This is a genomic window from Corynebacterium sp. 5QC2CO, assembly GCF_024580435.1.
Classification (GTDB): Bacteria; Actinomycetota; Actinomycetes; order Mycobacteriales; family Mycobacteriaceae; genus Corynebacterium; species Corynebacterium jeikeium_D.
In genome coordinates this window covers 1-23285 of the sequence record NZ_JANIKI010000004.1, presented here as the reverse complement: position 1 = coordinate 23285, position 23285 = coordinate 1, and the positions used below count along the sequence as shown (strand labels likewise).

Sequence of the window (23285 nt, the reverse complement as noted above, 5' to 3'; positions counted from 1 at the left end):
TGCTCTCCACCTGCTCCAACTCTCGGAGCCCCCAAGTTACTGACCCCGTTTATGACACTTTGAGCCTAAAAAATGACCCCAAACTGACCTAAACCTAGTCAGTAACTCCCAACGAGCCCGATATCCGACCTGACAAGTAGCCTATTGAGTGTGAACGACAACCAGGACACCTCCCAGACCCCGGACACCTCGGTGAACGACAACGCCTCGACAACCGACGCCACGTCCCGCACCTCCGCAGTCCCCGCAGCCCCCGAAGCCCCTGCGGCCCCATCCGCAGTGGTAGCGGGCCTCATCGTCGATGAGCTGCTGCGTCTCGGCATGGTCGATGCCGTGGTGTGCCCGGGCTCCCGGTCCGCCCCGCTCGCCCGCGCTCTGGTCCAGGCCGCCGACGCGGCGAAGGTTCGCCTCCATGTACGCATCGATGAACGCTCCGCCGCCTTCCTCGCCCTCGGCCTGGCCTCGCGCACCCGCAAGGTGACCCCGGTAATTACAACGTCCGGCACAGCAGTGGCGAACCTCGTGCCCGCCATGGTGGAAGCCACCGCGTCGGGCATTCCGCTGCTGGCACTGACCGCCGACCGTCCCGCACACTATCGCGGCACCGGCGCGAACCAGACCATCGTCCAGGACCGCCTGTTCGCCGATGCCTCCGTAGTCGAGTTCGATTTGGACGGCACCGCCCCGGTCACGAAGGCCACCGCCGCGCAGATCCGCGCCCGCATTGATCGCGTTGTCGCCGCCATGGCATCCGGCGCCGGCCACCTTAACGTCCGTTTTGTCGAACCGCTCGTGCCTGACGACGACTCCGTCGCCGACATCCCCGAGGGCCGCGCCGACGGCGGCCCCTGGACCACGATTGCGCCTACCAACAGCAACGTCGTCGGCGCGGCCGCCACCGCAACCAGCCCGGCCACCACCAGCCCGGCCAACACGGCTAGCACAGCCACAATTGACATCAGCCGCCGCACACTCGTGATTGCGGGCTCGAATGCCCCGCATCTGCCGGCGCTGGAGGATTTGCCAACCATCGCTGAGCCGAATGCGTATGCGCCGGCGCACCCGGTGCACCCGCTCGCGGCGGGCACTTTTGCGCAGATTCCGCCGGAGCAGATTGTGTTGGTCGGCAGGCCGACGCTGCACCGAGGGATCTCTAAGCTGCTGGCCAATCCGGATATCGAGCTGACTGTTGTCTCGGAGGCGGAAAACCACGGTTTTGGAGTGGAGTTCCCGGATGTGACGGCGAACGCAAGGGCCGTCGTAAAGCATGTGCAGACCGTGGGGGAGCAGGACCCGCAGTGGACGAAAATCTGTGAGGCCGCCAGCGAGTTGGCGGTGAAGTCCGTGCGAGAGACGCTTACCGAGTCGATTGAAGCGGAGGAGCCGTTGACCGGATTTCATGTGGCGGCGGCTCTGACGGATAGCCTGCGCACGGGTGACAATGTGGTGTTGGGCGCGTCGAACCCGGTGCGCGATGCGTCGTACACGGGCCTGCCTTTCCCGGGTGTGAACACGTATGCGGGACGAGGTGCCGCGGGTATCGACGGCACGGTGGCGACGGCGATTGGCATTGCGCTGGCGTCCGACCGTGAGCATGCCGACGAGATTCGCCCGCCGCGGACGATTGCGCTCATGGGTGACCTGACGTTCCAGCACGACTCTGCAGCGCTGGCGATTGGGCCGCTGGAGCCGAGGCCGGAAAACCTCACCATCGTGGTGGCCAATGATGCCGGTGGCGGTATTTTCGAGACGCTGGAGGCGGGCAGACCGGCCCTGCGAGGAAGCTTTGAGCGCATCTTCGGCACGCCACAGGACGTGGACTTTGAGGGCATCTGCCAGGCTTACGGGGTCGAGCACGTGCGTGTTGACCGCCTCCCAGATCTGCTCGCGCAGCTGCACCCGGATACCGACGTCGACGGCATTCGCGTCATTGAGGTAGCGACCACGCGTGCGACGCGTCGGCAGTTGCATCACAAGCTGGCATACAATGCGGAGATTGGGGTGCTGGACAAGAACTAGCCGGCCGGCAGCATCCGATCAGAGCTGGAACAAGCAGAGACAGAAAAATAGGGAGGTCGCGACCGCCATGCAGTGGAAAACTGCCCTGGCCAATTGGCCGCGCTTCCTTCGTCAGGTACTGCTCTTTGTGATGATTTGCCTGTTGCTGTCGTGCCTGGCCATGGTGGTTGGCTGCTTCATTAATGACCGCAATATCGAGTCGAGCATGGGGCAGTCCGTAGCCAATGTGCGCTCGGTCGAGCTCCTTCGCACCACGGTTGATTTCGTCGACGAGAATGGTGATTTTCAGTCGCCACCAACTGGTTTGCTCTATCCCGTTGGTCTGGAAGAGGGGCAGCGCGTACGCGTCGAATACGACCGCACTGATCCCAATGTCGTCCGCGTCGCCGGACGCACATGGACGTTGTCACTTCTCCCGGCGACCAGCATCGCTGTGGTTGCATTTCTCGTCGTCGCGCCGTTGTGGTGGTTGTCGTTGCGCGCAACCCGTCGTTTACAAAGAGATCCCCAAAAGGTAAACAAAGGGTCACTTTCGCTTTCCGACGAGATGGAAAACTAGCACCATGCGCGTTGCCATCATTGCTGAAAGCTTCTTGCCCAACATCAATGGAGTGACAAACTCCGTGCTGCGGGTGTTGGAACACTTACGCCGTGAAGGGCACGAGGCGCTGGTGATTGCGCCGGGTGCTCGGGACTGGCAGGAAGAAGCAGAGTTCTACTGCGACTACCGCATTGAGCGTGTGCCCACTGTGATGGTGCCGTTGATTGATTCGCTACCGATTGGTGTGCCGAACCGTCGGGTGGCGTCGGCGCTGACGCAGTTTAAGCCGGATGTTGTCCACTTGGCTTCGCCATTTGTGCTCGGCGGTGCGGGCGCGCTGACCGCTAAGGCACTGGGCATCCCGGCTGTGGCTATCTATCAGACCGATGTCGCGGGTTTTGCCAAGAACTACAAGTTGGCGGGGCTCTCCACGGCCGCGTGGTTGTGGACGCGCGTGATTCACAACTCCTGCGCCCGAACGCTGGCGCCGTCCTCGCCGACTATTGAGGACCTGCAGAATCACAAGATTCGTGATGTCTACCGCTGGGGCCGTGGTGTTGATGCGGTTCGCTTTACTCCAACAAAGCGTAGTGAAGAGCTCAGGAAGCAGTGGAGCCCGGAGGGCAAGCCGATTGTTGGTTATGTCGGCAGGCTCGCGGCGGAGAAGTCTGTGGAACGGCTGGCAGCGCTGAACGGCCGCGATGATATCCAGGTGGTCATTGTCGGCAATGGCCCGGAGCTGCAGAAGCTGCAGAAGCAGATGCCGAATGCCGTCTTTACCGGACAGCTCACCGGCGATAAGTTGGCAGCGGCATTCGCCAGTCTGGACGTGTTCGTCCACACCGGTGACTTTGAAACCTTCTGCCAGGCGGTACAGGAAGCCCACGCCTCCGGTGTGCCGGCCATCGCTCCGAACGCAGGCGGCCCGCGCGACCTGATTACCAACGACGTCAACGGCTACCTGCTGGAACCCAAGACTTTCACCCGCGATCTGTCTGAGGCGGTCGACAAGCTACTGCTCGTCGACGATGAGCTGGCACGCAAGCAGCTGCGCAACCGCTGCCGCGAGACCGTGACCGAACGCACCTGGGAAGCACTGTGTGCAGACCTGGCTCGCCACTACGAGGAGGTTTCTGGGGTTTCCGCGGCCGAGACGTCAAGCAAGGTCGCAGCAGATGCGATTGACGCCTCCCATGCAGGTGCTGCTACACGTCAGAAGTCGGTCGCGTAATCTGGACATCGTGTCTAGGGCTGATTTAACGAAAAATCCCAGCGAAGTCGCGACGATGTTCGACGGCGTGGGGAAGAATTACGACATCACTAATACCGTGCTCACCGGTGGTATTGACCACTACTGGCGCGTGCGCACGGCAAAGCGCCTGAACCTGCAGCCTGGCCAGAAGGTCCTCGACCTGGCTGCCGGTACGGCTGTTTCCTCAGTGGAGCTGGCAAAGTCTGGCGCATACGTCGTTGCGTGTGACTTCTCCCGCGGCATGCTCAAGGCCGGTGCACACCGCGATGTTCCCAAGGTCTGCGGTGACGGCATGAAGCTGCCCTTCCCGGACAACACATTCGACGCGGTGACCATCAGCTTCGGTCTGCGCAACATCGTGGACTACAAGGCGGGTCTCGCTGAGCTTGCCCGCGTGACCAAGCCCGGAGGCCAGCTAACAGTCTGCGAGTTCTCCACCCCTGTGGTGCCGGTGTTCAGCACTTTCTACAAGGAATACCTGATGCGGGCACTGCCGCAGATCGCCAAGGTTGTCTCTTCGAACCCGGAGGCCTACGTGTACCTGGCGGAGTCGATTCGCGCCTGGCCAAACCAGCCGCAGCTTGCCCGCGACATCAATGCCTCCGGCTGGGAGGATGCCGGTTGGCAGAATCTCACCTTCGGTATCGCAGCGCTGCACTCGGCAACCAAGCCCGTGCAGTAGCTCGCTAGCTCGCAATCGGGCTGGGTCGCAGGGCCCGTCGTAAAGCGATTCCTACTGCCAGGGCTGGCGCCCGAACCACTTATCGGAGGCCAGCGCCGCCTGCCCCGAAGCGCGCCACAGTCGCGCCACCACATCGCGGTCGTGTTCCGTGACTAGGTTTCCCATCAGGCGTGCGGCAACACCCATGAGCTGACTGCCCCACGGGGCGCCGATGGTCAACGGGCCGACCGTGGGAAGGAAGCTCGGGTACGTCAGCGTCAGCGCCAACTTGCGAGCCAGCGAGAAGCCGGTGCCGTAGTGCTCGCGAAGGAGGGCGGGCCAGGAGTGCGTCAGCCCATCGCGGCCCGCACCAATCGAGCTAATCAGCTCCACCGCCAGCCGCGCCGACTCCATGCCGTAGTCAATGCCCTCACCGTTGAGCGGGTTGACCAAGCACGCAGCATCACCGAGCAACGCCCAGTTCGGCCCCGCCACATTCGACACAGCACCACCCATCGGCAACAGTGCCGACGTCACGTGCTCCGGCTCGCTCATCCGCCACTGATCGCGCACCTGTCCGTGGTACTCGCGCAGCAACTTCTTCACATTCGTGCGCGCCGGGCGTGCCGACGTCGCCAGCGCCCCACACCCCACGTTCGCCCGACCTTCTCCCAGCGGGAAGATCCAGCCATAGCCCGGGTGCGTATGCCCTTCGGAGTCGCGCAGTTCTAGGTGCGAGTGAATCCAGTCATCCGCCACGTCCGCACTGTCGAAGCTGACATACGACCGCGCGGCCACACCAAAGACGCTGTCTCGATGCCACGCACGCCCAAGCTGCTTGCCGACGGTACTTCGGACCCCATCGGCCACGAGCAACCAGCGGGCCGAGATGGTGTGTGGCTTGCCCTCGCGGTCGGAAAGCTCCACCTCGCGCACGCCGTGACCCCGCGAGCCTCCACTGCTCAGCGCTCCGAGAACCACCTTCCGCGCAGCGACCCCAACGAAGACCTGTGCACCGGCATCGGCGGCGGCATTGAGCAAGAAGGTGTCGAGCTCAACTCGTGGCATAGCGGATCCGATAGCGGGAAAAGTGCCGGAGGCATCATCTGGCCAAGGTGCGGTGATCGAGCCACCGAAGCCGTGTAGCTTGAGTCCGCGGTTGCGGTTGCGGCGCAGGAGCTCGTCGTCAAGCCCTAGACGACGTAGCTCAGCGATGGCACGAGGAGTGAGCCCGTCGCCACAAGTTTTGTCGCGCGGGAAGCGCTGCGAGTCGACCACAGCGACCGAAAAACCGGCGCGGGCCGCGTGAATTGCGGCTGCGGAGCCGGTGGGGCCAGCGCCAACAATGAGCACATCAATGCTGCTGGGTAGAGCGACGGTGCCGTCGAACGTGGGCGAAACTCGCGAAATCGGGCTTGAGGTCATTGCCCCAGCGTATAACGACGTTGAAACAAATATGGGAACTGGTCTGCTAGCCACTATGCTCGTAAGGTAGTTTATTTAGCAGTTTCTTATCTTTTATCGTCAGTTAGGCAGGTCTCGAATGCGTACTGGAGACTACTCCGGGCTTAGTTCCGGAAGTACTCAGGGCACTGGTGAGCACACCGCCACCAGTTCTCACTTCGTTGATGAGGCGCTGGAAGCAACAATCACCGAGGGAATGCGCAAGAGCGAGGACCTCCTGATAACCGAGCTGGGGCGCGGCGAGAACTTCCTAGTCGAGCGAGTTTCCCACCTAGCTCAGGCCGGTGGTAAGCGCTTCCGCCCGATGTTTACCATGCTGGCCGCACAGTTCGGTGAGAACCCGGAGAGTGAGAAGGTCATCACCGCCGCGACGGTGCTGGAGCTGACGCACCTGGCAACCCTCTACCACGACGACGTCATGGATGAAGCGGATAAGCGCCGCGGCGTGCCCTCCGCAAACTCGCGCTGGGACAACACCGTCGCCATTCTTGCCGGTGATTACCTCTTCGCTGCTGCGTCCCGCCTGCTGGCAGAGCTCGGCTCCGAGAGCGTGGCTCACTTCGCCGAGACCTTCGGCGTGTTGGTCACAGGCCAGATGCGCGAGTGTCTCAACGACTTGGACCTGCCGATTGAAGAGCGCATCGAGCGCTACCTGAAGGTCATTGCCGAAAAGACCGGTGTACTCATCGCATCGGCCGGTTATCTCGGCGCCTATCACGCCGGTGCGTCCGCCGATATTTCCAACGCGCTGCGTCGCTATGGCGAACTAATCGGTATCGTTTTCCAGATCGTCGACGACATCATCGACATCTCCTCCAACACCGATCAGTCCGGCAAGACTCCGGGCACTGACTTGCGCGAGGGCGTCTTCACGCTGCCGGTTCTCTACGCGCTGCAGGAGGACACCCCAGCCGCTGACCGCCTCCGTGAGATTCTCGTCGGCCCAGTCTCCGACGACGCGCTTGTCGACGAGGCCCTCGAGCTCCTGGCCCAAACCAACGGTGTGGCTCGCGCGATGGAGAAGGTCAATGAACTGCTGGATGAGTCCGACCGCGTCATCGCTGACCTTCCCGACTGCGCGGCCAAGGAAGCTCTGCGAAACGTTGCTCGCTACACCGTGGAGCGCGTGGGGTAGTGGATTGAGCTCCATCGGCGAGATGAGCCTAGGGGCGAGCACTGCTCTGGTGTGAGCTCTGCTGAGAGTTGAGATCTGCTGAGGGGTGGGCTCTGTTGAGGGGTGAATCCGGGTAGGAAAATATCCACTCAACCTGCCGATTTGTGTAAATGACAGAGTAGTGGGTAGCATTCCATTCGCACCGTTTAAGAGTGCACGCCAGATTGCCCGAGCGGCCAAAGGGAGCGGATTGTAAATCCGTCGGCATTGCCTTCGTTGGTTCGAATCCATCATCTGGCACAGTGAAATCACCGCGAGAATTTTCTCGCGGTGATTTTTGTTTGTAGCGCTGTTCGTGGGGATGCGGGGCCGGGGTTCGGGTTAGGGGCTCGAGTGAGGGGCTCTGGATTAAGGGGGCAGGGGCTCGAGTTAGAGGTCAGTCACTCATCGATGAGCTATTCACTTATGGATCCGCTGCAGCTCATCGATAAGTGAATAGATTATCCATAAGTGCGCGCCAAATGTCTGCAAACGTGACAAGAAATACCGCTGCCTACCTGCTGATTTGTGCTTAGTGGTGATTTCGGGTTAATCTTTGCAAGGCTTCACGGAGAGCACAGAGCGAAACGAAGCGGTCAACAATTGGCCACAGAGTTACGTGCTGGGTTCAACGGATGCTGATGCCCCCTTAGCTCAGTCGGCAGAGCGTTTCCATGGTAAGGAAAAGGTCGACAGTTCGATTCTGTCAGGGGGCTCTGTTCTTTTATACGGACTTATGTCCGGTAGAGAATAGGGGCGATGTAGCTCAGATGGTGAGAGCGCACGACTCATAATCGTGAGGTCGGGGGTTCGATCCCCCCCATCGCTACTACGGACAGTGATGTTCGTCGAACCCCGCCTTGATTATGCAGCAATGCAGTAAGGTGGGACATTGTCAGCTAAGGACTGGAAAGTTCTTTTGCTGGTGGTGAAGGGGCGTGGCTCAATTGGTAGAGCAGCGGTCTCCAAAACCGCAGGTTGCAGGTTCGAGTCCTGTCGCCCCTGCAAGTACCCGTCATCCCGGGCGTATGAAAATGCGTCTGGGTGGCGGGTTTTTCGTTTTTGTTCGGCAGCGGTGGGGCAATGCGAGTTACTGACTGCGTTTATGACAAAAACGGCTCGAAAAATGGCTTGAAAGTGTCATAAACTCGCACAGCTTCACATTTGCAGCCCAAGTGTGCAGTCCCAAGTGAGCAGCCCCAAGTGTGCAGTCCCAAGTGAGCAGCCCTTAGCTCTTTGGGGTTGTCAGAATCGAATCTCGAAGCCTGCGGTTCCCACGAAGGGCATTTCTTCGATAGTGTGGATTATCGGCTAGAATTTACGCACTGAACCAGACTTGCTCTGCACAGTGGGGGCTTGGCTCCGGAGAACATCCCCGGAGTTTGCCCTTGAAGAATTCACGTTTGAGTTTCACTGTGCAGTATCTTTAGGTCTCATATGCACGAAGTAGCGAAGGAGCATCGTGTCTGAGGAAAACCAGACTTTCCAGGCGGCGGCTCGCCCGTCCGGTAAGCGCCAGGCGACGGGCGCGCAGACCACCGTGGCGAAGAAGCCTGCGCGTGAGAAGGAGACCAACGAGCTTTCGACTCGTAACCCTTTGGTTTTCATCAAGCAGGTTGTTGACGAGCTGCGCAAGGTGATTTGGCCGACCGGCCGCCAGATGGTCACCTACAGCATTATCGTGATTCTGTTCCTGATTGCCATGATCGCTCTTGTGTGGGGTGTGGACACGCTGGCCGGTCTGGGTGTCCGATCGGTGTTGGGCAAGTAATCGGTTATACTGTTTCGCAGTGATGCTTTTCATCCCGCCTCCGAGTTCCGGACGGCGGGATTATTCGTTAGCGCAGCTGGTGTCTGGCTGTGCGAAGTGATTGCGGATGGCATATTGGCTCTTAGGACTCTTTAGGCGAAGATGCCAATGTCGCGAACCGTTGATGTAGATACAAGAGGGGTTAGCACGACATGAATGATGGTCAGAATATTTTCTCCGACGCCCAGTCCGCGGATGCTGCCGCAACTGAGCAGGATGCGCAGGACGCACCGGCTCAGGTAGAAGCTCCGGCCGAGGGTGCAGTCGCAGCCGCAGCCGACACTGCTGCAGCAGAAGCAGCGCCGGCAGAGGAGACTGCCGCTGACGCTGAGGCACAGGCAGCTGCTGACGCAGATGCCGAGTACCGTAAGCGCCTGCGCGAGTTCCAGCGTGAGCTCAAGCGTCGTCCGGGCGACTGGTACATCATCCAGTGCTACTCCGGCTACGAGAACAAGGTGAAGACCAACCTGGAAATGCGCGCCCAGACCATGGGTGTCGATGAGCAGATCCACGAGGTCATCGTTCCGGTTGAGGAAGTCGAAGAGCGCAAGGACGACGGCAAGAAGAAGATCGTTAAGCGCAAGCTGCTGCCGGGCTACGTTCTGGTCCGTATGAGCCTGGATGACCCGTCCTGGTCCGTCGTCCGCGACACCCCGGGTGTTACTTCCTTCGTCGGTAGCGAGGGCCAGCCGTCCAAGGTCAAGATCCGTGAGGTCGCTAAGTTCCTCATGCCGAAGGAGACCATCACCGCGGACGCCGCTGAGGAAGCTGCAAATGCTGACGGTGAGCTGGCTGTCGCAGCGGCTCCGCAGGCGGAGAAGAAGGCCGTCGCCATCGACTACGAGGTCGGCGAGTCCGTCACCATCCTGTCCGGTCCGTTCGCATCCGTGGCTGCGACCATCTCCGAGATCGACCCGGACACCGGCCGCATGAAGGCCCTGGTTTCCATCTTCGGCCGTGAGACCCCGGTCGAGCTGGGCATCGACGAGGTTGAGAAGCTGAACTAGGCCCGACCTCAAGCCAGGCGCAGAGCCAAGCGGCAAGCACAGCCCTAAGCCAAGCGCCGGGAAGGCACCAGCTAGCTCGCTCGAGCAACCAATCCGGTAACGGATTTTGATGCACGCCATACGCTGCGGTAACGTAGCCAGGCGTGCATTTTTGTGCCTTGAGCGCAGATGCGCCAAGTAATTCGTATCCCCGGTGGCTGGCACCAACTCGATGACCAGCGCCAGCGGCCATGATGGTCGAGGGCGCAAGGGTCGTCGTAAAGCGTCGGCATCCGGACGGGGTGAGTCGCCTTTTCATCGGGGCGGCCTGCCCCGGTAACTAGGAAGTAGGTTAATCCGATGGCTCCGAAGAAGAAGCTTTCTGCGATTATTAAGCTGCAGATCCAGGCTGGTCAGGCTAACCCGGCTCCGCCGGTTGGTCCGGCACTGGGTGCTCATGGTGTCAACATCATGGAGTTCTGCAAGGCTTACAACGCAGCAACTGAGAACCAGCGTGGCAACGTTGTCCCGGTTGAAATCTCCGTCTACGAAGACCGCTCCTTCACCTTCGTTCTGAAGACCCCGCCGGCAGCTAAGCTGCTGCTGAAGGCCGCTGGCATTCAGAAGGGCTCTGGCGTTCCGCACACCAACAAGGTCGGTTCCGTGACCTGGGAGCAGTGCAAGGAAATCGCCGAGCTGAAGAAGCCGGACCTGAACGCTAACGACATCGAGATGGGTGCACGCATCATCGCCGGTACCGCTCGCTCCATGGGCATCACCGTCGAGGGCGCTAAGTAAACCGTCAGCGTTTAGCTGCACCTACATCAAGTGGTAGGGCCAGCTTCGGCCCGCTACACACCACAATCCAACCATTTCACTTAATTGAGATTGGACTTTTCATGAGCAAGAACTCCAAGGCATACCGCGCCGCCGCCGAGAAGATCGACGCCGGCCGCATCTACTCTCCGCTCGAGGCCGCTAACCTGGTCAAGGAGACTTCCTCCAAGAACTACGACGCCACTATCGACGTCGCTATCCGCCTGGGCGTTGACCCACGCAAGGCTGACCAGCTGGTTCGCGGCACTGTCTCCCTGCCGAACGGCACCGGCAAGACCGTCCGCGTTGTCGTCTTCGCTGCTGGCGAGAACGCCACCAAGGCTGAAGAGGCCGGCGCTGACTTCGTTGGCTCCGACGAGCTGATCGAGAAGATTCAGGGCGGCTGGACCGACTTCGACGCTGCTATCGCAACCCCGGACCAGATGGCCAAGGTTGGTCGCGTGGCTCGTATCCTCGGCCCGCGTGGTCTGATGCCGAACCCGAAGACCGGCACCGTTACCCCGGATGTCGCTAAGGCTGTCACCGAGATCAAGGGCGGTAAGATTTCCTTCCGCGTTGACAAGGCTGCAAACCTGCAGGCTGTTATTGGTAAGGCTTCCTTCGACGCTGAGAAGCTGGCCGAGAACTACGGCGCGCTTATCGACGAGCTGATGCGCCTCAAGCCGTCCGCTGCTAAGGGTAAGTACCTGAAGAAGATTACCGTCTCCGCCACCAACGGCCCGGGCATCCCGGTTGACACCAGCGTGATCAAGGACTACACCGCCTAAATCAGCATCAGCCGATAGGCGAGTGTGCTCTTCACGAGTCACTCGAGGGTGACTCAGAGCCAAGCTCTTTAAAACCGCCGCCGTGCGCACTTTTCCCAGTGTGTGAGGCGGCGGTTTTGCATTCGCATTAGGGATATCGATAGCGCGGTGGGGTTTGGGCGCGGTAGACGTCGTAAAGCGAATTGCTAATCCAAACAACTAATCGAGCCGAAATGGACTCACAGCCAAAGTTTGTTGCTTAAAATCGCGACTATGACGTTAATTTTGGAACCTGAAGAAGGGCTGGAGGCGCTCGGCGAGATTAATCGCCTGGCGCAGCTCGACGACGGTTCCGGAATTATTGAACCGCAGCTCATCTCGTACCTCGACTCGTTGGGCGACGACGCCTATGACATGCCGTGCCTGCGCATCGCGGGACAGACTCTGCTGGGCGAGGTACTGACGGGGCTAGGGGAGGACGAGCGCGTAGCTGAGGTCCTTCGCCGCAATATCCAGGATTCTGTGGTGCTTCCGGGGATGAGTGAGGAGGAAGCTCTGCAAGCTCGGGCGGCGCAGGTCGTCGTAGTGCGGTTGTTGCGCATCATTGCGCGGATGGAGGCCGTCGAGCTGCGTAATGTCGTGGCGCAACAGTGCCTGGCATCGCAGATTCCGCCGGTCGTGCGTGTGGCGCTGACACTCACCGTGGACATTCTCGACGCCGCTAGGTTGGACGCGCATCCCGACGACATGGTGCGCGTGGTACTCGACTACGCCGACCAAGTGCTCTGGCTTGCCGACGACGACCTGAATGCGTACTTTGCCGAACTTGAGATGATCGTGCAGCAACGTGAGAAAGACCTGGAGTTCGGCCGCTTCGGAGAGCCAGGTGCGGCGCGGTTTGGATAGGCGATTTGGTTAATTGCCAGGGTCTGGTATAAAGTTTCTTCACGAAGTTTGACCGGCTTCCAATCGGTACCAACATCGAGTTGGGAAGATGGAGGTTGGTACTCAAGTTTCACCGAAGACCGTCGGTCATTCGCTTTGAAAGAAGCGGATTGAAGGTTTCATTGTAGGAATACAGTGAGCGGCCCACGCAGGAGGACTTGGAAGCGCTTGCGCAGTTTGACTTCACCTGTTGACCTTGCGGTCGGCGGAGTTGAAGTGGAACATGCCACAAGAATTGTGCGCCCCATCCTTGTGCGAGGATTGGGGCGTTTGTTGTATTTGCTCAAAAGAATCCTTCACTCGGCCGAGCGGAAAATTGCAAAGACCAGGAAGGAGGCGAGAGTACACATGGCAGCAAATGCTGAGAAGATTGCAGCTGTTGCAGCGCTGAAGCAGGACGTTGAAGAGTCCAACGCTATCGTGCTGACTGAGTACCGCGGCCTGTCCGTTGCGGAAATCACGGAACTGCGTCGCGCCCTCGGTGCTGATGTTAAGTACTCCGTCGCCAAGAACACCATGATCAAGATCGCTGCCGACGAGGCAGGGATTGAGGGTCTTGATGAGCACCTGAACGGCCCGACTGCAGTCGCCTTCATCAAGGGCGAGGCTGTGGATGCGGCTAAGGCGATTAAGAAGTTCGCCGGTGACAACAAGAACCTCGTGATCAAGGGCGGCTACATGGACGGTGCTGCAATGGATGCAGCACAGTTCGAGGCTCTTGCGGATATGGATAACCGTGAGACCACGCTGGCAAAGCTGGCTGGTGCCTTCAACGGCGTTCTGGCGAACGTCGCTGGCCTGCTCGACGCTCCGACCTCCTCGGTTGCCCGCCTTGCTGCGGCACTCGAGGAAAAGAAGTAATCCCGAGCGGCTCGCGATCTACGCGAACTAAATCACGCGAAAAACTTTTAAATATCACTTTGACGGCTTCGACCCCAGGGATCTCTGAGGGGAGCGGCCGCACCACACTCATAGGAGAATATCCATGGCTAAGTACACCACTGAGGAACTGCTCGAGGCTTTCAAGGAAATGACCCTCGTTGAGCTCACCGAGTTCAAGAAGGCTTTCGAGGAAGAGTTCGACGTTACCGCTGCTGCTCCGGTTGCAGTTGCTGCTGCAGGCGCTGCTGGCGGCGAGGCTGCTGCTGAGGAGAAGGACGAGTTCGACGTCGTCCTCGAGGACGCTGGCGCTAAGAAGATCGGCGTTATTAAGGCTGTCCGCGAGATCGTCTCCGGCCTGGGCCTGAAGGAGGCTAAGGAGATGGTTGAGTCCGCTCCGAAGGCTATCCTGGAGGGTGCTTCCAAGGACGACGCTGAGGCTGCTAAGGCTAAGCTGGAAGAGGCTGGCGCAAAGGTTGCCCTCAAGTAATTCAATTACTTGCCTCGGCCCCGGTGGCGGCCTAAAGCTACCAAATCTGACCGCCAATTCTGGGCTTCGTGCCCGGGATTGGCGGTTCTTTTGTTTCTGGGGCCTTTGCTAACCCACCTGACCCGGGCAAAACCTCACTAATCTCACCCGTCACAGGGAGTCGAGGCAAAAACCAGGCCACTCATTGTCTTGATTACCCCTATTGGCCTGTAAAGTATCTAACATGCTCTCACGGCCGAGAATTCTGTCTATCCTTCTGTTGGGTCTAGGCACCGCACTGCTTGCTGCTGGCATCTTGCTGCCCAAAGTGCTCAATGTTGATCCCAAAATGCCGCTTGACCTTCCGCCGGTGTCGTACACCCTGCGGGCGGAAGACGGTGTATCCACCAGGATTAACGAAGAAGGCAAGCGGGAAGAAGTGCACTCGCCGCTGCAGCGACAGCTTCACGGCGTGCTCATCGAACCCGCGGATGCGGACAAGGTTTCGCTCCGTGTCGGTGTGACTGAAATGCGTGAGCTTCCCCCTGAGGTTATCGGCACCGACCCGCTGACGGAGCTTATCGAGGCCAATATCTGGACAGTGACCATCGACCGACTCACCGGCGAGGCGCTGGCTCCTGCGACGCTTGTCGACCGCATGGCAGGCGTCCCACGGTCAGTGGCTTTCGAGGGCAACTGGGTGAAGCTCCCGGCCGACACGGAGGAAAAGGAATACCTGATCTTTGATGATCTCCTCCACGATTCCTTGCCGGCAAAGTTTGTCGGGGAAGAGGAGCGCGGCGGCAACCGCGTTCTGCATTTCCGTCAGGACATCGAGAAAACGAATCTCGCCCAGAAGTACCGTTCTTACGTCTCTCAGCTAACCCAGGATGACAAGTCCGGCTTCCTCCAGTACCAGGGCACCCGTGATTTGTGGGTTGAGCCGAAGTCCGGCTCGGTTATCGATATGGCCGAGGACATCCACCTTTGGTGGGAGACCCGCGACGGCGAGCCGATCATGGACTACCTGCGCTTCAACGGCAAGATGGACGAAGGCCTTTCCAATCAGCTTCTCTTTGGCGCAATACAGAATTTCCAGCGCCCAGCTCTAGAGCCGTGGTCAATCGGTCTCATTGCGTCCGGTTCGATTCTGGTATTCATTGCAATCGTGGGTATCGTGCGTCCTTCGACCCGTCGTAAAGCAGAGTAATGCTTTACGGCGGACATAGCGCCCAGGCCTCGCCCTTTATATCGGTGACGGGTGAATGCGACACGCCCGTTTTGTCAAGTTGTACTAGACAACTGCCAGTTTTTGATATAGGCTAAATCGTTGCGCTGGAATTAGTGTATCTGTCGCCAGCTCTTTTATAGTTTGCGCTCGGGGCTCGGGGCTATTATGTAGCACCGTTTTTCGTGCATCTAGCTGTTAAAGGAGTTGCCGCGGCGCCGCCGTTAGGGCTCGGGGCTCGCCTTTTAAAGGCTGGTCCTGGAGGCCAAGTGGCGGGGGAATCACTTTCGTGTGTGACCAAAGGTTAGACGCAAAGTATCCCGGTGCGCAACAGAAATAATTCCTGCAACTTGAATCGCGTATAAACCAAGCGGGCGGGGCGCACCACCGGTTGCCGGTGTGCTCCACCGCGTGAGGTGCTGGAAGGACGCATCTTGGCAGTCTCCCGCCAGACCAAGGCAGTAACCGGTATTCCCGGAGCTTCGAAGAGGTACTCATTTGCAAAGATTCAGGAGCCGATCGCGGTTCCTGGTCTGCTCGACCTGCAGCGTGAGTCTTTCGCATGGCTCATTGGCACGCCTGAGTGGCGCGCTCGTCGCCAGGAGCAGCTCGGAGAAGACGCTCGGGTTACCAGCGGTCTCGAAGATATTCTAGAAGAGCTCTCTCCGATCGAGGACTACTCCCAGAAGATGTCCCTGACGCTGTCGGACCCATGGTTCGACTCCGTCAAGAACACCGTGGATGAGTCCAAGGATAAGGACATCAACTACTCGGCTCCCCTCTACGTCACCGCGGAGTTCACCAACCGCGAGACCGGTGAGATTAAGAGCCAGACTGTCTTCATCGGTGACTTCCCGATGATGACGGACAAGGGTACGTTCATCGTCAACGGAACTGAGCGTGTCGTTGTTTCTCAGCTGGTGCGCTCTCCGGGCGTCTACTTCGATGAGACCATCGACAAGTCCACCGAGCGCCCGCTGCACTCGGTGAAGATTATTCCGTCGCGCGGTGCGTGGCTGGAGTTCGACGTCGACAAGCGGGACACCGTCGGCGTTCGTATTGACCGTAAGCGTCGCCAGCCGGTCACGGTTCTGCTGAAGGCTTTCGGCTGGACCACCGAGGAGATCAAGGAGCGCTTCGGCTTCTCTGAGATCATGATGGCCACCCTGGAGAAGGACGGTGTTGCAAACACCGACGAGGCTCTGCTGGAGATTTACCGCAAGCAGCGCCCGGGTGAGCCGCCGACGCGCGAGTCCGCGCTGGCTCTGCTGGAGAACAACTTCTTCAAGCCGAAGCGCTACGACCTGGCTAAGGTCGGTCGCTACAAGGTCAACCGCAAGCTGGGCCTGGGCGCTGATGCCTCCGGCGAGATGGTTCTGACCGAGCAGGATATTGCCACTACCATCGAATACCTCGTGCGTCTGCACGACGGCGAGAATGTTATGACCTCGCCGGAAGGCGTCGAAATCCCGGTTGAGACCGACGATATCGACCACTTCGGTAACCGTCGTCTGCGTACCGTAGGCGAGCTGATTCAGAACCAGGTCCGCGTGGGTCTGTCCCGCATGGAACGCGTGGTTCGTGAGCGCATGACCACTCAGGACGTGGAGTCGATCCAGCCGACCACCCTGATTAACGTGCGCCCGGTTTCCGCGGCTATCCGTGAGTTCTTCGGTACTTCCCAGCTGTCCCAGTTCATGGACCAGAACAACTCGCTGTCGGGTCTGACCCACAAGCGTCGTCTGTCCGCACTGGGCCCGGGTGGTCTGACCCGTGACCGTGCTGGCCTCGAGGTTCGAGACGTTCACCCGTCCCACTACGGCCGCATGTGTCCAATTGAGACCCCAGAGGGTCCGAACATTGGTCTGATTGGTTCGCTGTCCTGCTACGCACGCGTGAACCCGTTCGGTTTCATTGAGACTCCGTACCGCCGCGTCCGCGATGGTGTCATCACCGACGAGGTCGACTACCTCACCGCTGATGAGGAAGACCGCTATGTCGTCGCGCAGGCCAACACCCCGATCGACGAGAACGGCCACTTCATTCAGGAGACTCTGTCTGTTCGTAAGAAGGGTGGTGACGTCGAGTCCGTCCGCGCCGATGAGGTCGACTACCTCGATGTTTCCCCGCGTCAGATGGTCTCCGTGGCTACCGCCATGATTCCGTTCCTCGAGCACGACGACGCTAACCGTGCCCTGATGGGTGCGAACATGCAGCGCCAGGCCGTGCCGCTGTTGCGTTCGGAGGCTCCGTTCGTCGGTACCGGTATGGAGCAGCGTGCTGCTTACGACGCCGGCGATGTCATTGTCGCTTCGGCCACCGGTGTGGTCGAGACCGTGTCGGCAGACTTCATCACCATCATGGACGATGAGGGCCAGCGCCACACCTACCTGCTGCGCAAGTTCGAGCGCACCAACCAGGGCACCTGCTACAACCAGAAGCCACTGGTTGACGAAGGCCAGCGTGTTGAGGCCGGCCAGGTCATCGCTGACGGTCCGGGTACCGACAACGGTGAGATGGCACTTGGTAAGAACCTGCTCGTGGCATTCATGCCGTGGGAAGGCCACAACTACGAGGACGCCATCATCCTGAACCAGCGCATGGTTGAGGAGGACATCCTGACCTCGATTCACATCGAGGAGCACGAGATTGATGCCCGCGACACCAAGCTGGGTCCGGAGGAAATCACCCGTGACATCCCGAACGCATCCGAGGAGATGCTGAAGGATCTGGATGACCGCGGCATTGTCCGCATCGGTGCCGACGTTCGCGACGGTGACATCCTGGTCGCTAAGACCACGCCGAAGGGCGAGACTGAGCTGACTCCGGAGGAGCGCCTGCTGCGCGCTATCTTCGGCGAGAAGTCCCGCGAGGTCCGTGACACCTCCATGCGTGTTCCGCACGGTGAGTCCGGCAAGGTCATCGGCGTCCGCGTCTTCTCCCGTGAAGACGATGACGACCTGGCACCGGGTGTCAACGAGATGGTCCGCGTCTACGTTGCGCAGAAGCGCAAGATTCAGGACGGCGACAAGATGGCAGGTCGCCACGGTAACAAGGGCGTTATCGGCAAGATCCTGCCGCAGGAGGACATGCCGTTCCTGCCGGACGGCACCCCGGTCGACATCATTCTGAACACCCACGGTGTTCCGCGTCGTATGAACATCGGCCAGGTCCTCGAGGTTCACCTCGGCTGGCTGGCGAAGGCCGGCTGGAGCATTGAGGGCGACCCGGATTGGGCTAAGCGTCTTCCGGCCGACCTGCACGACGTTCCGTCCGACTCCCTGGTTGCAACCCCAGTGTTCGACGGTGCTGAGAACGAGGAGCTCGCTGGTCTGCTCGCGTCGTCCCGCCCGAACCGTGACGGCGAGGTGCTGGTCAACGCTGACGGTAAGGCCACGCTGTTCGACGGCCGCTCTGGCGAGAAGTTCCCGTTCCCGGTTTCGGTGGGCTACATGTACATGCTGAAACTGCACCACCTGGTCGACGAGAAGATTCACGCTCGTTCCACCGGTCCGTACTCCATGATTACCCAGCAGCCGCTGGGTGGTAAGGCTCAGTTCGGTGGTCAGCGCTTCGGTGAGATGGAGGTGTGGGCAATGCAGGCATACGGTGCTGCCTACACCCTGCAGGAGCTGCTCACCATCAAGTCCGATGACGTGGTTGGCCGCGTCAAGGTCTACGAGGCAATCGTGAAGGGCGACAACATTCCGGATCCGGGTATTCCGGAGTCGTTCAAGGTGCTTCTGAAGGAACTGCAGTCGCTCTGCCTGAACGTTGAGGTCCTTTCGGCCGACGGCGTTCCGGTTGAGTTGGGCTCCTCCGACGATGAGGAACTCGACCACGCGACCGCTTCCCTCGGCATTAACCTGTCCCGCGATGAGCGTTCCGACGCTGACTCCGCATAGTTTCTCGCTTAACGACGAAACATTGCGTGAGTATCAGGGTCGGGAAGCCCTAACTCGCGAATAACCCAACACAGACGACAACGTACAAAAACCTCCGCAGAGAATTTGGTTTCCGCATTACTTCGATGCGGAGGGAAAGGGAAAACAGGTGCTCGACGTCAACAACTTTGACGAGCTCCGGATTGGGCTCGCTACCGCCGACGACATCCGCCGCTGGTCTCGCGGTGAGGTCAAGAAGCCCGAGACGATTAACTACCGTACGCTGAAGCCGGAAAAGGACGGCCTTTTCTGTGAGCGTATCTTCGGCCCTACCCGTGACTGGGAGTGTGCTTGTGGTAAGTACAAGCGCGTTCGCTTCAAGGGCATCATCTGTGAACGCTGTGGCGTTGAGGTGACCAAGTCGAAGGTTCGCCGTGAGCGCATGGGCCACATTGAGCTGGCCGCTCCGGTCACTCACATCTGGTACTTCAAGGGCGTGCCGTCCCGCCTCGGCTACCTGCTCGATTTGGCTCCGAAGGATCTGGAAAAGATCATCTACTTCGCTGCCAACATCATCACTTCTGTGGATGAAGAGGCTCGCCACAACGACCAGGAAACCCTCGAAGCAGACATGCTCGTGGACAAGAAGCTGGTTGAGGACGACCGCGACCAGGAGCTGGCCGAGCGCGCCCAGACCTTGGAAGAGGATCTGGCTGAACTCGAGGCAGCCGGCGCCAAGGCTGATGCCCGCAAGAAGGTTCAGTCTGCAGCCGAGCGCGAGATGCGCCACATCCGTGAGCGCGCCCAGCGTGAGCTGGATCGTCTCGACGAGATTTGGAACACCTTCATCAAGCTCGAGCCGAAGCAGATGATTATCGACGAGGGTATTTACACCGAGCTCGTCGACCGCTACGAGGATTACTTCACCGGTGGCATGGGTGCTGAGGCTATTCAGACCCTGATTCGCAACTTCGACCTGGCCAAGGAGGCCGAGGAGCTGCGCGAGATTATTCGCGACGGCAAGGGTCAGAAGAAGATGCGCGCCCTCAAGCGCCTCAAAGTTGTCACTGCATTCCTGCAGTCCGGCAACGACCCGGCCGCTATGGTGCTCGACTGCATCCCGGTGATTCCGCCGGAGCTGCGCCCGATGGTGCAGCTCGACGGTGGCCGCTTTGCGACCTCGGACTTGAACGACCTCTACCGTCGTGTCATCAACCGCAACAACCGCCTGAAGCGCATGATTGACCTCGGCGCTCCGGAGATCATCGTCAACAATGAGAAGCGTATGCTTCAGGAATCCGTTGATGCACTGTTCGACAACGGACGTCGTGGCCGCCCGGTCACTGGTCCGGGTAACCGCCCGCTGAAGTCCCTGAGCGACCTGCTCAAGGGTAAGCAGGGTCGTTTCCGTCAGAACCTGCTGGGTAAGCGTGTTGACTACTCCGGCCGTTCGGTTATTATCGTCGGCCCGCAGCTGAAGCTGCACCAGTGTGGTCTGCCGAAGCTGATGGCTCTTGAGCTGTTCAAGCCGTTCGTTATGAAGGAGCTCGTAGCCAAGAGCTACGCGCAGAACATCAAGAGCGCGAAGCGCATGGTTGAGCGTCAGCGCCCAGAGGTGTGGGACGTCCTCGAAGATGTCATTACCGGACACCCGGTCCTGCTGAACCGCGCACCTACGCTGCACCGCCTGGGTATTCAGGCGTTCGAGCCGGTCCTGGTTGAGGGTAAGGCAATTCAGCTGCACCCACTGGCATGTGAGGCTTTCAACGCCGACTTCGACGGTGACCAGATGGCAGTCCACCTGCCGCTGTCCGCTGAAGCACAGGCTGAGGCCCGCGTCCTGATGCTGTCCTCGAACAACATTCTGTCGCCGGCTTCCGGTAAGCCGCTGGCTATGCCGCGTCTGGATATGGTCACTGGCCTGTACTTCCTGACGCTGGAGAAGCCGGAGCTGCCGGGTGGCCACCAGGATGCCACCGAGGACGCTCCGGAGCAGGGTATTTACACCAGCCCGGCCGAGGCCATCATGGCTTACGACCGCGGTGCAATTGGTCTGCAGAGCCCGATTAAGGTTCGTATCAGCCACCTGCGCCCGCCGGCCGAGATTGAGGCCGAGCAATTCCCAGACGGTTGGAACAAGGGCGATACCTGGCTGGCTTCGACCACGCTGGGCCGCGTTATGTTCAACGACCTGCTGCCGTGGAACTACCCATACGTCGAAGGCGTTATGGCTAAGAAGCCGCAGGCTGCGATCATCAACGACTTGGCTGCCAAGTACCCGATGATCACGGTCGCTCAGACCGTCGACAAGCTCAAGGATGCTGGTTTCTACTGGGCTACCCGTTCTGGTGTCACCATTGCTATGTCTGACGTGCTGGTTCTCCCGAACAAGCGCGAGATCCTGAACGGCTACGAAGAGAAGGCCGCCACGGTGGAGAAGAAGTTCCGCCGCGGTAAGCTCTCGGCTGCTGAGCGTCACGAGTCGCTGGTTAACCTGTGGAAGGCTGCGACGGCTGAGGTCGGTGAAAAGGTCGAGGCTCTGTACCCGGATGACAACCCGATTCCGATGATCGTGAAGTCGGGTGCTGCCGGTAACATGGGCCAGATTCACTCGCTGGCCGGCATGAAGGGCATGGTTACGAACCCGCGTGGTGAATACATCACCCGCCCGATTAAGACCTCCTTCCGCGAAGGCCTGTCGGTTCTCGAGTACTTCAACAACTCGCACGGTTCCCGTAAGGGTCTGGCCGATACCGCGCTTCGTACCGCTGACTCGGGTTACCTGACCCGTCGTCTGGTCGACGTTGCGCAGGACGTCATCGTTCGCGAAGAGGACTGTGGCACCCACGATGGTGTCATTGTCGAGATTGGCGAGGATGTTCTGGACGCAGCCGGCAACCCGACCGGCGAGATCCGTCGTGCGAAGTACGTCGAGACCGCCGCGATTGCTCGCGTGCTGGCAGCCGATGTCACCGATGCTGAGGGCAATGTCCTTATCGAGGCTGACACCGACCTGAACGACGACCACATCACCCTGGCTCTCAGCCACGGTGTCAAGGAAGTCAAGGTTCGCTCGGTTCTGACCTGCTCCACCGCAACCGGTGTCTGTGCCAAGTGCTACGGTCGCTCGATGGCAACCGGCAAGCTGGTCGACATCGGAGAGGCTGTCGGTATTGTCGCTGCGCAGTCCATTGGTGAGCCGGGTACCCAGCTGACTATGCGTACGTTCCACCAGGGTGGTGTCGGTGGCGACATTACCGGTGGTCTGCCGCGTGTCCAGGAGCTGTTCGAGGCCCGCGTACCGAAGAACAAGGCTCCGCTGGTCCGCGAAAACGGTCGCGTGCGCCTGGAGGAGGACGAGCACTTCTACACGCTCACCCTCATCCCGGATGCCAACAGCGAGGACGAGGTCGTCTACGACAAGCTGTCCAAGCGTCAGGGCCTGGCTGAGATCACCGTCGATGGCCGTCGTCGCGCCATCCGCGATGGTGACCATGTGGTCAAGGGGCAGCAGCTGCTCAAGGGCGCTGCCGATCCGCACGAGGTCCTCGAGGTTCTGGGCCGCCGAGGCGTCCAGCGCCACCTCATCGAGGAAGTCCAGTCGGTCTACCGTGATCAGGGTGTGGCCATTCACGACAAGCACATCGAGGTTATCGTCAGCCAGATGCTGCGCCGCGTGATTGTGTCTAAGCCGGGTGACTCCGACCTGCTGCCAGGTGCACTGGTCGAGCGCTCCACGGTCATGGCTAAGAACCGCGAGATTGTTGCCTCCGGTGGCAGCGTCATCGAGGGTCGTCGTGTGCTGATGGGTATTACCAAGGCATCGCTGGCCACCGAGTCCTGGCTGTCCGCCGCCTCCTTCCAGGAGACGACGCGCGTGCTTACCGACGCCGCTATCAACAAGCGCTCGGATAAGCTCATCGGCCTGAAGGAGAACGTGATCATCGGTAAGCTAATCCCGGCTGGTACGGGTATCTCGCGCTACCGCAACATCACGGTTGAGCCGACTGAGGAAGCTGCCCGCCAGGCAGCTGCCCCGTTCGCTTCCTTCGGTGAGGGCTTCTACGGTGCCGAGGACACCTACGGCATCGACCAGGTCGGTTCCGCAGTTCCGCTGGATGACATCGGAACCTTCGAGTAAAAATCAATAGCTTTGCGGCCGCGGCTGGGGAGCGGGAGAATTCCCCGGCTGCTGTCGGACAAAGCACCACGCCTGGCAGTTGGGGCTTAGTGCGCTAGCTGTCAGGCGGCAACCGGAAAAATCCTCCGGCACAGTAGTGGCTTACTAGCAGCTTGCTAGTTCGTCACGGTCGTGCCGGAGGATTTTTCTTTGTCGAGGCAACTCAACTGGAAAACTCAGCTGGAGGCTGAAGAAAAGCGATAGGAACAGAGGCAGGGGCAGGGGAGGGAG

At 59.9% G+C, this 23285-nt stretch carries 16 protein-coding genes and 4 tRNA genes; 19 read left to right on the top strand and 1 reads right to left on the bottom strand.

The window, feature by feature from the left end:
• Positions 1-150 precede the first annotated feature (150 nt).
• The 4 genes from menD (at position 151) to NQ014_RS04845 (ending at position 4494) form a co-directional block, all read left to right on the top strand.
• Entirely contained in the window at positions 151-2019 is a 1869-nt protein-coding gene (gene menD, locus NQ014_RS04860) for a 2-succinyl-5-enolpyruvyl-6-hydroxy-3-cyclohexene-1-carboxylic-acid synthase (RefSeq protein ID WP_373467706.1), read from the top strand.
• Between the two features lie 67 nt (positions 2020-2086).
• On the top strand, positions 2087-2578 hold the full coding sequence (locus NQ014_RS04855) for a DUF3592 domain-containing protein (protein WP_257073996.1): 492 nt from the start codon (positions 2087-2089) through the stop codon (positions 2576-2578).
• Positions 2579-2582: 4 nt separating this feature from the next.
• Positions 2583-3791 (top strand): glycosyltransferase family 1 protein, encoded by a 1209-nt coding sequence (locus NQ014_RS04850; protein WP_257073994.1) that lies wholly within the window; start codon positions 2583-2585, stop codon positions 3789-3791.
• A gap of 10 nt (positions 3792-3801) precedes the next feature.
• The gene (locus tag NQ014_RS04845) at positions 3802-4494 is read left to right on the top strand and encodes a demethylmenaquinone methyltransferase (RefSeq protein ID WP_257073992.1); all 693 of its coding nucleotides are present in this window, start codon (positions 3802-3804) and stop codon (positions 4492-4494) included.
• A gap of 51 nt (positions 4495-4545) precedes the next feature.
• Here NQ014_RS04845 and NQ014_RS04840 read toward each other — a convergent pair whose 3' ends face one another.
• Positions 4546-5898, bottom strand: coding sequence for a geranylgeranyl reductase family protein (locus NQ014_RS04840; RefSeq protein ID WP_257073991.1), 1353 nt, complete (start codon positions 5896-5898; stop codon positions 4546-4548).
• 118 nt (positions 5899-6016) lie between these two features.
• Between NQ014_RS04840 and NQ014_RS04835 the strand changes: the two genes are divergently transcribed.
• The 15 genes from NQ014_RS04835 to NQ014_RS04765 all read left to right on the top strand — a co-directional run bounded on the left by NQ014_RS04835 (position 6017) and on the right by NQ014_RS04765 (position 23015).
• Entirely contained in the window at positions 6017-7072 is a 1056-nt protein-coding gene (locus NQ014_RS04835) for a polyprenyl synthetase family protein (protein ID WP_257073989.1), read from the top strand.
• A 197-nt stretch (positions 7073-7269) separates the two neighbouring features.
• Positions 7270-7351 (top strand) — tRNA-Tyr (locus tag NQ014_RS04830).
• 382 nt (positions 7352-7733) lie between these two features.
• A tRNA-Thr gene (locus NQ014_RS04825) sits at positions 7734-7806 on the top strand.
• A gap of 39 nt (positions 7807-7845) precedes the next feature.
• A tRNA-Met gene (locus NQ014_RS04820) sits at positions 7846-7919 on the top strand.
• A gap of 103 nt (positions 7920-8022) precedes the next feature.
• Positions 8023-8095: transfer RNA gene (locus NQ014_RS04815), tRNA-Trp, on the top strand.
• A gap of 457 nt (positions 8096-8552) precedes the next feature.
• Positions 8553-8861, top strand: a complete 309-nt coding sequence (gene secE / locus NQ014_RS04810) for a preprotein translocase subunit SecE (RefSeq protein ID WP_016422041.1) — start codon at positions 8553-8555, stop codon at positions 8859-8861.
• Between the two features lie 191 nt (positions 8862-9052).
• Positions 9053-9907 (top strand): transcription termination/antitermination protein NusG, encoded by an 855-nt coding sequence (gene nusG / locus NQ014_RS04805; protein ID WP_257073987.1) that lies wholly within the window; start codon positions 9053-9055, stop codon positions 9905-9907.
• Between the two features lie 339 nt (positions 9908-10246).
• Entirely contained in the window at positions 10247-10684 is a 438-nt protein-coding gene (gene rplK, locus NQ014_RS04800; protein ID WP_016422043.1) for a 50S ribosomal protein L11, read from the top strand.
• 101 nt (positions 10685-10785) lie between these two features.
• Positions 10786-11490 (top strand): 50S ribosomal protein L1, encoded by a 705-nt coding sequence (gene rplA / locus NQ014_RS04795; RefSeq protein WP_070855814.1) that lies wholly within the window; start codon positions 10786-10788, stop codon positions 11488-11490.
• A 252-nt stretch (positions 11491-11742) separates the two neighbouring features.
• On the top strand, positions 11743-12375 hold the full coding sequence (locus NQ014_RS04790) for a hypothetical protein (protein ID WP_069359387.1): 633 nt from the start codon (positions 11743-11745) through the stop codon (positions 12373-12375).
• A gap of 387 nt (positions 12376-12762) precedes the next feature.
• Positions 12763-13275: a 50S ribosomal protein L10 gene (gene rplJ, locus NQ014_RS04785; protein WP_016422046.1), complete on the top strand. Its 513-nt coding sequence runs from the start codon at positions 12763-12765 to the stop codon at positions 13273-13275.
• Between the two features lie 124 nt (positions 13276-13399).
• Positions 13400-13783, top strand: a complete 384-nt coding sequence (gene rplL, locus NQ014_RS04780) for a 50S ribosomal protein L7/L12 (protein ID WP_016422047.1) — start codon at positions 13400-13402, stop codon at positions 13781-13783.
• Between the two features lie 223 nt (positions 13784-14006).
• Entirely contained in the window at positions 14007-14972 is a 966-nt protein-coding gene (locus tag NQ014_RS04775) for a DUF3068 domain-containing protein (RefSeq protein WP_049170045.1), read from the top strand.
• A 434-nt stretch (positions 14973-15406) separates the two neighbouring features.
• Complete coding sequence (locus tag NQ014_RS04770) at positions 15407-18895, top strand: DNA-directed RNA polymerase subunit beta (RefSeq protein WP_257073986.1); 3489 nt, start codon at positions 15407-15409, stop codon at positions 18893-18895.
• A 148-nt stretch (positions 18896-19043) separates the two neighbouring features.
• Entirely contained in the window at positions 19044-23015 is a 3972-nt protein-coding gene (locus NQ014_RS04765) for a DNA-directed RNA polymerase subunit beta' (RefSeq protein ID WP_257073985.1), read from the top strand.
• Positions 23016-23285: the final 270 nt, after the last annotated feature.